Genomic DNA, 15,907 nt, shown 5'->3' on the forward strand with positions numbered 1-15,907 from the left:
ATATTTAGCTTAAGCTTTGAACTTAATATTTAATTTAATATTTAAGATTAAGTTATGACTTGATATTTTAAGATTAAGTTGTAGATTAATTGTTGGATTGATATTTTAATTAATATTTAACTTAATGACTCAATATTTTAAGCTCAATATTTAATTTAACATTTTAGCTTAACATAAGGGGCAAATTATGACAACAAACTATTACATCAGTTGTAATGCGTCCAATATTTAGCTTAACTTATGACTTGATGTTTTTAGATTAAGTTTTTAGATTAATATTTAGCTTAAGCTTTGAACTTAATATTTAATTTAATATTTAAGATTAAGTTATGACTTGATATTTTAAGATTAAGTTGTAGATTAATTGTTGGATTGATATTTTAATTAATATTTAACTTAATGACTCAATATTTTAAGCTCAATATTTAATTTAACATTTTAGCTTAACATAAGGGGCAAATTATGACAACAAACTATTACATCAGTTGTAATGCGTCCAATATTTAGCTTAACTTATGACTTGATGTTTTTAGATTAAGTTTTTAGATTAATATTTAGCTTAAGCTTAATATTTAATTTAATATTTTAGATTAAATTATGACTTGATATTTTAAGATTAAGTTGTAGATTAATTGTTGGATTGATATTTTAATTAATATTTAACTTTTAACTTGATATTTTAAGATTAATATTTAACTTTTAACTTGATATTTTAAGATTAGCTTATGACTTAATATTTAATTTAACATTTGAACTTAACATAAGGGAGGCACAATGCTAGAGATAATCACCCTGCAAACCTTTGAGGGTATGGCGATATATTGGTATATCATACTCTTTATCGCAGCGACTTTTGGAGGGCTTGTAGGCTCACTCTCTGGTGGAGCAGGTATGATTACTATGCCCCTTTTATTGCTAAGTGGCATAAACCCTCTATATGCCCTTGCGACAAACAAACTACAAGCTTGTGTAGGCTCTTTCACAGGAGCAGCACATTATTATTCACAAGGCTTGGTTGATATGCGACAAACTAGAGTGCGTATTATCATATCAGTGATAGGTGCGAGTATAGGAGCAATTAGTGTGCAATTTGTGAGAGTAGAGATTCTCTCCAAAATCCTGCCTTTTGTGATGATAGCCATAGGCTTGTATTTCTTACTCTCTCCTAGTATTAGCGACAAAGATAGGGCAAAAAGCCCCAAGCAATGGCTTCTCTTAATCGCTTGTGCTGGGGCTAGCTTTTATGGTGGGCTTTTGGGTGTAGGCATAGGCACGATTATATTATCCTTGCTTGTAGGCATAGGCGGCTATGGCTTAAGCAGGGCTTTGGGAGACTCTCGCTGGATAGTCTTTAGTATCAATGTTGCTTCTACTTTGCTTTTTATCATCGGGGGTAATGTGCTGTGGTTATTAGGGATAACTATGTGTGTGGGGCAAGCGATAGGTGCGAGGTTTGGTGCAAAACTAGCGATAAAGCACGGCGCAAAGATTATTAAACCCATTGTGATATGCCTTTGTTTTATCATTTCTGCACAACTTATTTTTAAAGAATTTTTTTAGGAGCTTTAAGCTTTTTTATAAAAGCCTTCTTATTGCTTAAAATCAAATCTCTACAACTTGTCATTAAAGACTTTTAAATCTATTTTTATGAGAGCTTCCTCATTGCTTAGACTTATTGCTTGAAATTAAATCCATATTCATATTGTTTTTTAAAATACTTTTGCTGAAATTTTAAACTACTAATCTCTTTAATAAAACTAAAAGCATACTTAAAAGCTACCAAAATAACAATGCCAAGCACATGCTCATAAATGCAATCAAGGCTCTTAATTTGAATTTAGATAAGATAGCTTAGATTTAAATAAGATGATTTCAAACAAAGAGCAGTCTCCTCCTAAAATGATAAGGCTTATTACCGCTCATAGCAACACTCCAGCATTCCCAAAACTAATTGGGATAATAGCCTACACAAAATATAGCAAGAGAAAAATAAAGAAAACAAGGGGTTCTGCTTAAATACCCAACTCTTAAAAGAGATTCTAAGCTATCTTATGAGTGTGTGAGATTTAAGCCTTGAGAGGATTAAGCAAAGTATCAAAACACTTGCTTGTACAAAGAGGATATAATACCAAGCAAAATTAAGGCTAAAGGCAGTGATAAACATCACAACAAGATTAACCAAGGGAGAAGTGAGCAAATACGCAAAGTTAATGCTTAGTGGGATTTTGTTTTTGATAAGTGTAGCAAAAAGAGAAATACTGCATAAATAAAAAGGCGTAATAGAACCTAAACATTGCCTTAAGATAACTTAAAAACACTCTACATCTTAAGGTATTTTTATAAAATAGATGAAAATCTAAGGTAGCCCCAGCAAACACATTTAAAAATAAAAACAGCTAAAGCTCTATAAAATAGACCAAAAAGTCTGCAAAACTTTGTTATGTGAAAACTGCATAAACATCCTTTCATATAAAAATTTTAGATACAACCCTACAAAACCAAGTAGCAAGAGATTTAATTAACTCACTTTATGAAATAAAAGTATAGCTCTATAATGTATATTTATAAAATGAGGAAGTATTAAGTAAATCCTATAAAAGAAATTCGTATTATGCCTACAACGCTTATTAAATGCTATTCAACACTACTAAACACTAAATGCAATCATCGTAAAAATGGAGTGGGGCTTAGATGAAAATCCCATAAAGTTAGTGTGTTTGCAAAAGTAGGGGCAGTAAACGTAAGAAATACTTAAGTGAAAACCATAATGATTGTATGCTTGTATTTATTTCTTTTAGTATAGCTTAATTAGCTTCATCATCAGCTAAAGCTCCAAAAAATAAAGTGCTTTTTAGTCAATCTCTCATCTAATTCTTAACTCTTCATTCTTTATCATTCTAAGCCTTTATTCCTCCTCTTTGCTCTTTATTATTCTTGTTTTTTGTAATGATTTGATAGTTTCTCTTGACTGATACTAAAGTATCAAATTGTATAATTTCACTTTGTATCATTTAAATTTATCTTAAAGCTAAGGAAGTAGCAATGGCTTACACGATTATAGAAGTAGCAAAACAAACCAATATTTCGCCATATACCTTGAGATTCTGGGCGAAAAAGGGACTTTTTCCTCTTGTATAAAAGGACAAAAATGGTATGAAATATTTTAGCAAGAAAGGCATAGAATGGGTGATTTGGGTTGATTGTCTAAGGCATACAAGAATGAGTATCAAAGATATAAAGATACCATTCACTCATCAATGAGGGTATTTCTAGCACAAAGGAGAGGCAAGATATGCTCATTAAGCAAAAGCAGGCTCTGAACCAGCAAATAGATACTATCAATCAAGCAATGGCAAAGCTTGAGAAGAAAATCTCAATCTATGATGAGATGATACAAACAAGGAGAGATATGCTTAATCCTTTGAGTAAAGATTATATCCACCCTAAAAATATCAAGAAATAGGAGCTATGGGAATTTGATATACTAAATTATGGAGATAGAGGGTGCTTTATAGCAAAGTATGATTTAAGGAAGCTTTTTATTGCCTATATGTTTTGTGATAATTAGCGTCTTTATGCTTTGATTTCCTTGTGCTTAGATTTCTGCACTTTAATTTATTTATACTTCAATTTCCTTATATTTAGATTTCTTTATGCTTTTAGTTTTTATCTAAGTGCGTTTCTAGCAAATCTCACAAAACATTATGATGGACACAAAAACAGACTTTTAAAATCTTAGTTTTTAATCTTAATTTTAGACGTTTTTAATATGTATTCTATTAAGTGTGGGAGTGGAAGCTATAAATTTGAGATAGCATTTAATGCTTGCAAAAGTTATCCATTTCAAGCTTAAGTCCATAATAAGCCAACACATTCCTACTCTACATCTAGAAAAATCGCCTATCTTTAAGGATTTTTAGATATGCAGAGGTAAAATTTAATCATCTCTAAAGATTCTTCTAGATCGCACACACAAAGCATTCGCTCTTTTTTTGTATGAAGGGATAAAAATGCAAGAATCCTCACATGACTTTCATCATTGATTACTCCTGTGATTTTTAAGAAAGATTTTAAGATTATCCATAAACTATACTTTAGTTTTTGAAATTATAGCACCAATCTCTTTGACTGACATTGTTAAGATATATCTTTAGGGTAGTCATCACTCTTTCTTTTGCTTTTATAGGGAATATCCCATACATCGCTTAAAGGCACTCCTTTTACATTTGCCAATCATTGCTTATTATTAATGGTGTTTTATGATATTTTTGCGCATTTGATATGTCTTTCTTGTTTAAAATGAAAAAGAGATTAAATGCAAGGAATTCAATACAAAATGGATTCTTTGCAATGGATACAATGAAGGAGATTTAATTCAAGAAGATTCAAGTAAAAATTCAACACAAAAAAGAGTTTTTTGCTTATCGCATTCTTTTATTATATCTCTAATCTTTTGCCATATTTTAGAGTGCTTTTTTAAAGATTAATTAAGGGGCTTATCTTAATAAATTATTATTTAATCCCTCTACAAATTTTAATATCCCTTTTAACACCCCCCCCCTAACAATAAGAAATTAATCTGCAACTTAAAGCCCTTATCTTAATAGATTCACATTACCCTCTCCTCCCATTTTTCTCATTATCACCATTTTATAGCCCAACGCTTTTAGCTGCATCGCTATTTGGGGCATAACGCTCACCTACAAGCTTAATGGTTGAGAGCTCTTGATTGATAGCTTTCATTTCATCTTTGCTAAAGTGCAAAGATAAAGCACCTAGATTCTCTATCAAATGTGGCATTTTAGTCGTCTCTGGGATAGGGATAGTAAAAGACTTGTAAGAGAGTATCCACGCTAAAGCTACCTGTGCTATCGTGGCAGGCTTACCCTCAATCTTTTTGCTTTGTGCGATAGAAGCGATAAATCTAATGATACTCTGATTAGCCTCAAGTGCCTCTGGCGTATATCTAGGGAAGTTACTACGCATATCAAGGGTGGGGTGAAAAGTAGTGTTTTTATTCATTTTCCCTGTGAGAAAGCCCCTATCAAGCGGACTATAAGCCACAAAAGCAATGCCCTCTTTCTTGCAAGTATCAAAAATACCATTTTCTTCTGGCTCACGAAACGCCATAGAATATTGGCTTTGAACCGCACTCACAGGACAGACTTTATGAGCTTTTGCAAGTGTTTTAGCACTTGGTTCACTAAGCCCCCACGCCCTAATCTTGCCCTGCTTTATAAGCCCACCCATCAAGTCTGCGACTTCCTCGATAGGCGTGTCTATATCCACTCTGTGTTGGGTGTAAATATCGATATAATCGCTTTGCAATCGCTTTAATGACGCATCGATTGCCCTTAGTATTGATTTAGGTTTAGAATCTTGCATTTGCTTACCAAAAGGGTAGTAAAGCCCAAATTTCGTGCCTAAAATAACCTGCTTTCTATAAGGCTTGAGGGCTTCTCCTAATAATATCTCATTGGTATAGGGTCCATAGATTTCAGCAGTATCAAAGAAATTTATCCCCAAATCAATGGCTTTAGCTATAAGATTTATCATATCTTTCTTATCCCTTGCTGGTCCGTGATTAGCACTCATTCCCATACAGCCCAAGCCCATCGCAGAAACATAGATACCACTTGCACCAAGCTTGCGAGCGGGGAGCTTGGTGGTATTTTTTGTAGTGCTTGTGGGTTGTTTAGGATTATTTGTCTTTATGTTATTAGCTTTTAAATCATTAGCTCTTAGATTATTAGTTAGCAATGGGCTTACTCCAAACGCAGACAAAGCCCCCGCTATCGCACTAGAAGTTTTAATAAATTCTCTCCTTTGCATAATATCCCCTTTTTTGTATTTTTTATTTTTATAGGTTTTTCTTGTGATATGCTTCCTTTGGTATATTTTATTTTTTACATATCTTTTCTTTCTCATTTTTTGTGTTTTTCCCTTATAGAATATTTTGTATAAGACTCACACACTAATTAAAGTCCTACTTACTTCAGGGCTTTAACTAAAAGAATACCTATTTAGATTCTATTTTAGATTCTAAAAGTTTCATTTTAAAATAGGAATTATAAAACTTGATAGTTAGTATTTGTCAAGACTTACAATCTTTTACATATCAGGCTTTACTTTTTTAACAAAATCTTCATATTCTTCATCGCTTAGTTTTTCAAGCCAAGTTACATTTTGTCCATCTTTTTCACCTGTAAGTGCGATATGAGCCCCACTTTGATTCACACCTGCTCCGTGCCAATGCTTAACTTCAGGGGGACAAGTTATGACATCACCTTTTTTAGCAATTTGTGTTATACCATTTTCTGTGCCTGTATAAATAACCCCTTGAGTTACTATGAGTGTTTGTCCTGCTGGATGTTTGTGCCAAGCACTTCTAGCCTTTGGGCTAAATTCTACCAACGCTCCACTAAATGGACGATAAGAATCACTTTTAAAAAGCATTTTAACTTTTACATTACCACTAAAATATTTAGAATCTCCCTTAAACTCTCCTAAACTTCCTTCCTTAATAACCTCTTGAGCTAATAAGGAACTTGCCATAGTTGCTAGCAATGTAGCAGTTTTAAACAATCTTTTTGACATTTTTATCTCCTTTATTTTTAAATAAAAATATATTATAAGTGATAACACTTAGTCTAAGTCAAGATAAAAAATACTAAATTTAACTTAAATATAAGTTTAATAGCTATATAAACCAAATTTTATTTGCTAAACAATTTAAGGATAAAAATGCCTACTAAAAATATTGATGCCACAAAAGAAAACTTAATATCTAGTGATTATGGAATCTTTGGTGATTATTTATATTATCAAAAAGAATGCGAATTATATGCCTATAATTTATCACAGGCAAAAGAGACTTTTAATTTTATAGAAAAAAACAAAAAAAATCTTTTCTTTGTAGGATATATTTATTATGAATTTTATCAATATATTAATAATGCAGCATTAACCAGCAATGAACCTTATTTATTCTTTGCAGGCTTTAAGAAGAAAAAGCCCATTCCAAAAACTACAACTAAACATATACGATTTTATCCAATATTCACAAAAAAGCTTGATAAAAAACTCTATTATAAAAATTTTAAATCCATTAAAAAAGCTATTGCTAAAGGAAAAAGCTATCAAGCAAATTTAACTCAAAAAATTAAATTCCAAACAAATGTTAGCTCTTTTAGACTTTTCCATTTGCTATCCAATAACCAAAATACAAAATTTAAAGCATTTTTACATAATAGATACATTGAAATCCTTTCTTTTTCACCAGAATTGTTTTTTAAAACATACGCTACAAAAGATGGTATAAAAATTACTACACAGCCTATGAAAGGCACTATTAAGAGAGATAAAAATTTAAAAAAAGACAAAAAAAATAAAATTTTTTTAAAAAAAGATAGTAAAAATTTAAGTGAAAATGTAATGATTGTAGATTTATTAAGGAATGATTTATCTCGTATCATTAAACCTCATACATTAAAGACTTCAAAATTATTTAGTATAAAAACATATCCTACATTGCATCAAATGGTTTCTAATGTGAGTGGAATCTTAAAGGAAAAAACTAATTTAATGGATATTTTTATAGCCCTATTCCCTTGTGGCTCTATTACAGGTGTGCCTAAAAAAGAAACTATCAATCTATTATCCATTTTAGAACAAAAAAAGCGTGAAATATATTGTGGAGCAATAGGTGTGATAGATTCTAATAAAAGTATTTTTAGTGTTGGCATTAGGACATTGTGGCGTAAATGTAGTGAAAAATCTTTTAATTATGGGGTTGGAAGTGGGTTAATTTGGGATTCTAACCTAAGAGATGAATTTAGAGAGCTTAAATTAAAAGCAAAGTTTTTAGAATCCAGCAAAATAGAATTATTTGAAACAATGTTTATAAGAGATTTTAAGATTTTATTTTTTAAAGAACATTTAGAGCGTTTGTTAATAAGCGCAAAGAAACTAGGATTTAAAACTAAAAGGGTTAAAAAAGATTTTGAGGGTTTTTTAAATATTAATAGAAACTATGCTGAATTTATAGGAATGAACTTAGAATCTTTAAATAAAAAACTTTTTAGAGAAAAACATAGCTTTTTTGATAATCTAAAATTAAAACACAAAGAGGGCATAGCAAAGCTCATTTTGCATAAAAATGGGGATTATAATTTTTGTTTTACTAAAATTAAACCAATAAAAAATAAGGTTTTAGAGCTTTCATCAAAGCCACTTATAACTGATGATTTAGTATTCCATAAAAGCACAAATAGAGGGGTTTATAAAAAAGAGAGTAAAAAATGGCAAGATAGTTTATGCTATGATATAGCATTTTTTAATGAAAGAGAAGAATTATGTGAGGGTTCAAGGAGTAATTTAATCTTACAATATGGACAAAAGTTTTATACACCACATATTAATTGTGCCATGTTAAATGGAATTTATAGACAATTTTTATTAAATATAAATTTAATTGAAGAAAAAATACTTTTTAGAGATGATTTAAAAAATGCAGATAAAATTTTTACAATTAACTCTGTGCGTGGTTTGCAAGAAGTAAAATTAAAGAAAGCAAAAATCAAAGTAAATAAAATTAAAGAAACTTAAAAAAATAGCATAAAATGAAAATACTAGTAATAGACCATTATGATTCATTTACATATACAATAATCTTATATCTTAAAGAACTTGGGTTAGATGTAGAGGCAATTAAAAGTGATAGCTTTAATGATGCAAAAGATATTGAGAAATATAATTTTACTCATCTTTTGTTATCTCCGGGTCCTAACTCTCCTAGAGACTTTCCTCAAACCCTTAAAGCTTTAGATTTTTTTAAAAAAAATAAAAAAATTTTAGGAATCTGTTTAGGACATCAATGTATTGCTTATTATTTTGGAGGACAAATCTCAAAATTAAAATACCCAAAACATGGCAAAACAACTAGACTATATTTTAAGAAAAATATATTATTTAGAGGTCTAAAACAAGGATTTAAAGTAGGATTATATAACTCGCTATTTGTCTCAAAAATGCCAAAAAAATGTAAAGTTATAGCAAAAAGCAAAGAGGGTATTATAATGGCTTTAAAACATAAAAAATATAATATATATGGCATTCAATTTCACCCAGAATCTATACTTAGTCAATATGGTAAAAAAATTTTACAAAACTTCATAGAAACTTGATTTTATGATTATATAAAAAATTGATTATAAACTGATTACTTAAAATAAAATATCGATTGATATTTTGATATAATCTCAATTTATTTTTCTATATTTCAACTTTCAATTTTCAACAAAGCTTTAAGGATAAAAAATGAATGGTAGATTAAATATTGGAATGAAACTTATTGTTTCTATTGGAATTACAATTATTATTGGAATGATAATTCTTGTTTTTATTATTTCAAATAAAGTTAAAACGAATATGGAGGAAAGCTCCAAAAATATTATTTTAAATGCGGGTAAAATGTATGCCAATTCTATGGAGGGGATATTAAATGAGTCTGTTGTCCTTACTAAAGGAGTTGCATTAACATTAAACGGAATGTATCAAGATGATAGTGAACATAATATAAATGTAAGAAATATTTATAATATTCTTTCTAATGTACTTGATAGTGCTGGATATGCAGCTTATACTTTCATATATTTATTAGACACTCCAGCATCTTTAACTCAAAGCATTAATCCAATTTATCTATCCTCAAATAAAAAGTTTGGAATGATACTTTATGATAAAAATAGCAATAAGCAAGGCGGTATAGGTGTATTACAGTTTAGCGATAATCTTATTAAGCTTCCTGTTATACAAGATATCATTAAAAATGCAAAATTTACAGAAAAAGACAAGGTATATTTTGGTCCTCCTAGTAAATTAAATTATGGAGATGGAGAATTTTTAGGTGTTAATATGGCTATGCCTATTTTTAATAATAAAAAACAATTAGTTGGAATTGTAGGCTACACTATTGATTTTCTTGAAATATCTAAACAAATAACAGACCCTAAACTTAGTATGTTTAAAGGAGATATAAGATCTTTATTGACAGATAAAGGAACTATCACTATCCATGAAAATCCATCATTAATACTTCAAAATATACTAAAAGTTAATGATAAACCGGGTAATGAAAAAACTCTACATGCCATTGAAGGTCATGAAAGTGGGATTTTTGACTATGTAGCAACAAATGGAAAAGATAGCTATGCAAATATCACATCTTTTCAAACTCTAGGTGGAGAAAGCCATTGGGCTATACTTGTAACAGCACCAAAAGATTCTGTCTTAGCACCACTTCATTCTCTACAAATTACTATTATCATCTTATGTATAGCATTTTTGATTATTGTATTATCAATAGTTTATTACTTTATAAAAGTAATTGTTGCTTCTAGGCTTCCTTTGGTGTTAAATACTATTATTTCTTTCTTTAGATTCTTAAATCACGAAGATGTTAAAGTTAAACCCTTAATAATAAGAGCCAATGATGAATTAGGACAAATGGGTATGGCAATTAATGCTAATATTGAAAAAACAAAACAATCTCTAGCTCAAGATTCTCTAGTTGTTAAACAAGTTGTAGAGGTTGTTAAACAAGTTGAAAGTGGAAGCTTTACCTCAAGAATTTCAGAAAATCCAATTAATCCACAGCTTATTGAACTAAGGGATGTTTTAAATAAAATGCTTGAGGTTTTACAAAATAAAATAGGCAGCAATATGAATGAAATAAATAGAGTTTTTAATGCTTATAGAGACCTTGATTTTACGACAGAAATTCCAAATGCCAAAGGTGAAATAGAACTAACGTCTAACATTTTAGGACAAGAAATTAAAACTATGCTTTTAGCCTCTTCTAAATTTGCTAAAAAATTATATGAACAAAGTAATATACTACAAGAATATATGCAGAAGCTTTCAGAAAAAGCTAATAGCCAATCTTCTTCATTAGAAAATACCTCTTTAGCAGTGAATAGCATTGCAAACTCAATGCAAGATATAACAGATAGGACAATAGAGGTAACTAAACAAGCCGAAGACATAAAAAATGTTATTGGAATTATTAGAGATATTGCAGATCAAACCAATCTCTTAGCACTCAATGCTGCTATTGAAGCGGCAAGAGCAGGAGAGCATGGAAGAGGATTTGCGGTAGTGGCAGATGAAGTTAGAAAACTAGCAGAGAGAACTCAAAAATCATTAGGAGAAATTGAAGCAAATGCTAATTTATTAGTTCAAAGTGTCAATGATATATCAGAATCTATAAAAGAACAAACAAAAAATGTTTCACAAATCAATGAATCTGTGGGACAATTAGATGATGATACAAATGAAAATGCGAATATTGCTAAAGAAACTAATGATATTACAAAAATAGTTAATAACATTGCTAATGAAATATTAGAAGATGTAAATAAGAAAAAATTTTAATAAAACAAAAAGATGAAGGCAATAAAACCCTTATCTTTTAACAAAATAATATATAATTACAATACAAAAAATAAGGAGAAAATATGTTATCAAATGAAGTCATAGATTTATTAAATGATCAAGTTGCAAAGGAAATGTTTGCAGCAAATTTATATTTAAGTATGAGTGGATGGTGCTTTAAAAATAGATTTGATGGTGCTGGAGAATTTTTATCTCAACACGCAGAAGAGGAAAGTGGGCACGCAAAAAAACTAATAACTTATTTAAATGAAACGGATTCTCAAGTTATGATCCAAAGTATTGAAAAACCAGAGAGCAATTTTAGTAGCCTTTTAGATGTATTTGAAAAGACTTATAAACACGAAATTTCTGTAACACAATCAATAAATAACCTTGTAGATTTTACATTTAATAAAAAAGATTACTCTACATTTAATTTCTTGCAATGGTATGTATCTGAACAGCATGAAGAAGAATCCCTTTTTAGAGGAATTGTTGATAAGATTAAGCTAATAGGAGACCAAAGCCACGGACTTTACCTAGCAGATCAATACATCAAAACATTAATTAATAAATAATTTTATCTTTTGGGTTTTAAAAAACCCAAAAGATAAGTTTTACTTTCTTAAAATATGCAGATATTCTAATGTAGAATCTTGCTTTTGAATTCTTTTAGAATCGGCTTTGAAACGCTGGTATTTTTGTGTAACAAAAGAATATTTCCCATATTTACTAAATATATTTTCAATCTGCTCTAAACTCAACAACCCCTCATCATTATAGCTTAAAAATATCCATTCAAAATTTGCATTTTGGATAAGAGATTCTAAACTTTTGGCAACTTCATTTTTCTTACAATAAGTGCTTTTTGTATATGCTCGTAAGCCTGTTTTACCTTTGGGTATAAAATCATCATAGAGGGCAATGGTATTAAGTAAATGATAGTTTGCTCCATATTCTCTATTATTATAAGGAGGGTCAAGATAGAGAATATTACCTTTAATTTTTTTAATGAGTATATTAGAATCTTCATTAAAAACTTGATTGGAATGCGTGTTGCAATCAAAAAATGCAGGAGTAAGAATAAGCTTTTTTTGGGCTGATTTTTTAAGATGCTTTAAAAATGCTCCATAGACTGAAGCAGTATTTGCTACCTTATCAGCAGATTCTAAGAGTGATGCAAGAAGATGAAAATAAGCTTGTGGTGAGATTTTATTTTCTCTTTTCCATTGTTCTATTTTTTGGCGAATTGAATCAATTTTTGCCCCGTTATAATCACTAAAATATTGTCTTTTATAGAGATTAGATTTTAAATTATGATTAGAATCTAAAAATCGCTCTACTCCCATACAATAATTCTGATAGATTTTGCCCTCAATTGGAGGTGTTAATTTGTCATCTTGCAATTCTTTAAATAGAGATTCTATCCCTTTAATTTTTCTGTGATTAGCAATATAATTTTGATTTAACACAAAACTATAATATTCTTTGTCATTAGAAATAATTTGTTTTGTTGTGTTTTTAAAGAGCTTCCCTACAACCCCACTTCCTGCAAAAATATCACAAAACACACTCTCTTTCAAAGGTTTTGCCCTAGCATCTTTCAAAGTAGATTCTATATTGGCTTGCAAAAAAGAGGAGAGTTTGAACTTTGAACCAATATAATTCATCAAAATATTTTATTAAAGTTTATGGAATTATTTTGAATTTTAAATTCTACATATATTAATGGCAAAATATTATTTTCTTTATTAAATATTTGCACTTGTTTATAAAAGTCTTGATAGAAAATAGAATCTTTATCAATTTCTCTACAAATTACCATTGGTTGAATGTCTGATGGACGATTTGGAATATAATATTGTTCTAACCAATCAATATATCGTTGAATTTGTTTTAAAATATCAGCATAAACGCATGTTGATTTTAACTCTATGGGGATAATTTTTCTTGGATTTCCACCAATGGATAGCATAATATCAATGCGTTGCATTCCAACACCACAACTTACCTCATTTCCCAACCATTCAATCATCTGATTTTGCAAGATTCCAAATAAATGAGTTTGATAAACAAATTGCAAAATATAAGCTTGTAAATGTGATTCAAATTGATTATTATTTGAATGTTTATAAATTAATCTAGGTAAAATATTTAATTGTTCCTGCCTACCACTATAAATATAATTAGTAAAAATAGGAATAATTTTTTGACTTTTTAAATTAAAGCTAAAATTATCTCCATTGATATTTTGTTTAGAATTTTTATCTCTGATTAGTGCAATGAGCCTTTCGCTCTCATAAATAGTAATCATCGTGTTACCACGATTGCCTTTTAATTTACGATAAATAAGACTCCATAGCATTTGATTAGGAGAATGTATCGCTTTAATTTCATCTAATGCTTCCCATTCGCTAACGCCATTACTATAAACTATTTCTGGCTCAATTAAACATCTAAAAATAAGAGACTTGTTAAGTTCTTGTTTAAGATATTGTTGTTCATCATTATTATCAAAGAAAAATTTATCTTTTACCCTAAACACACCAAAAAATTTTCCCTCTTTAATTTCCAATTTAAGATTCTGTTGCAAGTAAAAAATAATTAAATCTCCAATTTTAACCCTAAAAATCCGCAATCATACCCAAAATAGTATTTTCTGGTTTTAGTCGTGTTACTTTGTTGTTATTAAAATCAACATTCACTTCTTTCATACCTGTTCCAACAAACATATACTCTAAGTGATATTTAAAGATTATAGCATCTACAATAAATACATGTGTCGTCATATTATCTTATTTAAGCCTTTTATCTTAATCTCCTATTTATAATAAAACTATATTTTTAATTTCTATTAAGCTAGTAAATTTAAACCTCCCTACTATCTAAATATTCTTCATAGCTTCCTCTAAAATCAATCATCTTAGCACCATCTTCACTATAAACTAGCTCTATTATTCTATTTGCATAAGCATCAATTAATTCTCTATCGTGGCTAACGCACAAAACATTACCTTTAAAATTATACAAAGCCTCACCAAGTGCAATAATAGCCTCTAAATCAAGGTGATTTGTAGGTTCATCTAAAATTAAGAAGTTCCCACCCTCTAGCATTAATTTTGATAGATACATTCTATGTTTTTCTCCACCGCTTAGATTATCTAAACTTTTTTCTTGCTCCTCTCCACTAAAAAGCATTCTTCCTAGTGCATTTCTAATCTCTGTGCTATCAATCTTTTTATCAAAACCTCTTAACCACTCATAAAGAGTTATATCTCCTTTTATTTCATCTGCAATATTTTGAGGAAAATAACCCTTGAAAATAGTAGCTCCTAGCTTAACGCTACCACTATCTGGGGATATTGTCTCTGTGATGATATTACAAAGCGTGCTTTTACCAACACCATTTGCACCAATAAGTGCAATTTTATCACCGGGTAAAATCTTTAAGCTTATATTCTTAAAAATAAGTTTATCAGCATATTTTTTGCTTAAATTCTCACAATCTAACACTTCATTCCCAATATCTCTTTTTGCTTTAAAAACTATGCTAGGGTCTCTTCTGCTTGAAACTTTGATTTGTTCTATATTTAATTTTTCAAGCTGTTTTTGTCTTGATGTAGCCTGTTTTGCCTTAGATGCGTTAGCTGAAAATCTCCTAATAAATTTTTCTAATTCCTCTTTTTCTTTTAGCTTTTTATTTCGTTCTAATTCTTGCTGTTTTGCAATAATGTTTGAAGCAATATACCAACTATCATAATTTCCACTAAACTCTCTAATAGTGCAAAAGTCTAAATCTAAAATATGAGTGCAAACTTCATTTAAAAAATGCCTATCGTGGCTAATTATAACCATTGTTCCCTCATAATGTTTTAAATTATCTTCAAGCCAAGAAATTGATTTTAAATCAAGATTGTTTGTAGGTTCATCTAAGAATAAAATATCTGGCTTTGGAAATAATACTTGAGCTAGAAGAATTTTAAATTTATCGCCACCTGTAATTGTTTTCATTAAATTATTATGCAATGAGCTATCAAACCCTAGCTCTTCTAAAATCTTTGTAATATTTGTATCATATTCATACATAGGATCTTCTTCAGCACATATTATTTCTAAATTTGCTAGCTCATCATTTATACTCTCATCACTAAGATCAGCATTTTCATAAAGATAATTTTTCCTTTTTACTGCCTCATACAACCTAGCATTACCTGATAAAACAGCATCAAAAAGGCTTAAATCCTCATAGGCATATTGGTCTTGCTTTAAGATTCCAATCTTTAATCCATTTTCAACTACAATTTCGCCGCTACTAGCTTCTAATTCTTTGCTTAAAATCTTTAAAAATGTAGATTTTCCTGCACCGTTTGCACCAATAAGCCCATATCGCTTATTTCTATCTAATTTTAAATTAATATTTTCAAAAAGCTTTTTTGTTGGGTAAGTCATCGTTAAATTGATAGTTTGCAGCAAA

11 protein-coding genes and 1 pseudogene are annotated in these 15,907 nt (G+C 29.5%); 6 read left to right on the plus strand and 6 right to left on the minus strand.

Annotated elements, in window-relative coordinates; all coding sequences use genetic code 11:
- Positions 1-774: 774 nt before the first annotated feature.
- Complete coding sequence (locus CQA44_RS01430) at positions 775-1,560, plus strand: TSUP family transporter (protein ID WP_258864866.1); 786 nt, start codon at positions 775-777, stop codon at positions 1,558-1,560.
- Between the two features lie 1,482 nt (positions 1,561-3,042).
- A pseudogene (locus tag CQA44_RS01435) lies at positions 3,043-3,463 on the plus strand (MerR family transcriptional regulator).
- 1,187 nt (positions 3,464-4,650) lie between these two features.
- On the opposite strand, the gene CQA44_RS01440 reads toward CQA44_RS01435, so the two are convergent.
- Both CQA44_RS01440 and CQA44_RS01445 read right to left on the minus strand, forming a co-directional pair.
- Positions 4,651-5,832 (minus strand): aldo/keto reductase, encoded by a 1,182-nt coding sequence (locus tag CQA44_RS01440; RefSeq protein ID WP_115545736.1) that lies wholly within the window; start codon positions 5,830-5,832, stop codon positions 4,651-4,653.
- Between the two features lie 279 nt (positions 5,833-6,111).
- Entirely contained in the window at positions 6,112-6,555 is a 444-nt protein-coding gene (locus CQA44_RS01445; RefSeq protein ID WP_115545737.1) for a cupin domain-containing protein, read from the minus strand.
- A 189-nt stretch (positions 6,556-6,744) separates the two neighbouring features.
- Here CQA44_RS01445 and CQA44_RS01450 point away from each other — a divergent pair, with 189 nt between their 5' ends.
- From CQA44_RS01450 to CQA44_RS01465, 4 genes are all read left to right on the plus strand, one after another.
- Positions 6,745-8,607 carry a chorismate-binding protein gene (locus CQA44_RS01450; protein ID WP_258864867.1) on the plus strand — a complete coding sequence of 621 codons (1,863 nt, stop codon included), beginning with the start codon at positions 6,745-6,747 and terminating at the stop codon, positions 8,605-8,607.
- A 14-nt stretch (positions 8,608-8,621) separates the two neighbouring features.
- Positions 8,622-9,185 (plus strand): aminodeoxychorismate/anthranilate synthase component II, encoded by a 564-nt coding sequence (locus CQA44_RS01455; protein ID WP_115545504.1) that lies wholly within the window; start codon positions 8,622-8,624, stop codon positions 9,183-9,185.
- Positions 9,186-9,318: 133 nt separating this feature from the next.
- Positions 9,319-11,433: a methyl-accepting chemotaxis protein gene (locus CQA44_RS13410; RefSeq protein ID WP_115545505.1), complete on the plus strand. Its 2,115-nt coding sequence runs from the start codon at positions 9,319-9,321 to the stop codon at positions 11,431-11,433.
- 83 nt (positions 11,434-11,516) lie between these two features.
- Positions 11,517-12,011: a ferritin gene (locus CQA44_RS01465; protein WP_115545506.1), complete on the plus strand. Its 495-nt coding sequence runs from the start codon at positions 11,517-11,519 to the stop codon at positions 12,009-12,011.
- A 39-nt stretch (positions 12,012-12,050) separates the two neighbouring features.
- Here CQA44_RS01465 and CQA44_RS01470 read toward each other — a convergent pair whose 3' ends face one another.
- The 4 genes from CQA44_RS01470 to CQA44_RS01480 all read right to left on the minus strand — a co-directional run bounded on the left by CQA44_RS01470 (position 12,051) and on the right by CQA44_RS01480 (position 15,906).
- Complete coding sequence (locus tag CQA44_RS01470; protein WP_115545507.1) at positions 12,051-13,103, minus strand: DNA adenine methylase; 1,053 nt, start codon at positions 13,101-13,103, stop codon at positions 12,051-12,053.
- Positions 13,103-14,008, minus strand: coding sequence for a DUF91 domain-containing protein (locus tag CQA44_RS01475; RefSeq protein ID WP_258864868.1), 906 nt, complete (start codon positions 14,006-14,008; stop codon positions 13,103-13,105). Before CQA44_RS01475 ends, CQA44_RS01470 begins: the two co-directional genes overlap by 1 nt.
- A gap of 49 nt (positions 14,009-14,057) precedes the next feature.
- Entirely contained in the window at positions 14,058-14,222 is a 165-nt protein-coding gene (locus tag CQA44_RS13120; protein WP_258864869.1) for a hypothetical protein, read from the minus strand.
- A 79-nt stretch (positions 14,223-14,301) separates the two neighbouring features.
- Positions 14,302-15,906 (minus strand): ABC-F family ATP-binding cassette domain-containing protein, encoded by a 1,605-nt coding sequence (locus CQA44_RS01480; RefSeq protein ID WP_115545508.1) that lies wholly within the window; start codon positions 15,904-15,906, stop codon positions 14,302-14,304.
- Between the last annotated feature and the right edge of the window lies 1 nt (position 15,907).

Source organism: Helicobacter sp. MIT 14-3879 (assembly GCF_003364125.1).

Coding starts and splice junctions, on each gene's coding strand:
- CQA44_RS01430 (WP_258864866.1), top strand. CDS start 775: ATGCTAGAGATAATCACCCTGCAAACCTTTGAGGGTATGGCGATATAT.
- CQA44_RS01440 (WP_115545736.1), bottom strand. CDS start 5,832: ATGCAAAGGAGAGAATTTATTAAAACTTCTAGTGCGATAGCGGGGGCT.
- CQA44_RS01445 (WP_115545737.1), bottom strand. CDS start 6,555: ATGGCAAGTTCCTTATTAGCTCAAGAGGTTATTAAGGAAGGAAGTTTA.
- CQA44_RS01450 (WP_258864867.1), top strand. CDS start 6,745: ATGCCTACTAAAAATATTGATGCCACAAAAGAAAACTTAATATCTAGT.
- CQA44_RS01455 (WP_115545504.1), top strand. CDS start 8,622: ATGAAAATACTAGTAATAGACCATTATGATTCATTTACATATACAATA.
- CQA44_RS13410 (WP_115545505.1), top strand. CDS start 9,319: ATGAATGGTAGATTAAATATTGGAATGAAACTTATTGTTTCTATTGGA.
- CQA44_RS01465 (WP_115545506.1), top strand. CDS start 11,517: ATGTTATCAAATGAAGTCATAGATTTATTAAATGATCAAGTTGCAAAG.
- CQA44_RS01470 (WP_115545507.1), bottom strand. CDS start 13,103: ATGAATTATATTGGTTCAAAGTTCAAACTCTCCTCTTTTTTGCAAGCC.
- CQA44_RS13120 (WP_258864869.1), bottom strand. CDS start 14,222: ATGACGACACATGTATTTATTGTAGATGCTATAATCTTTAAATATCAC.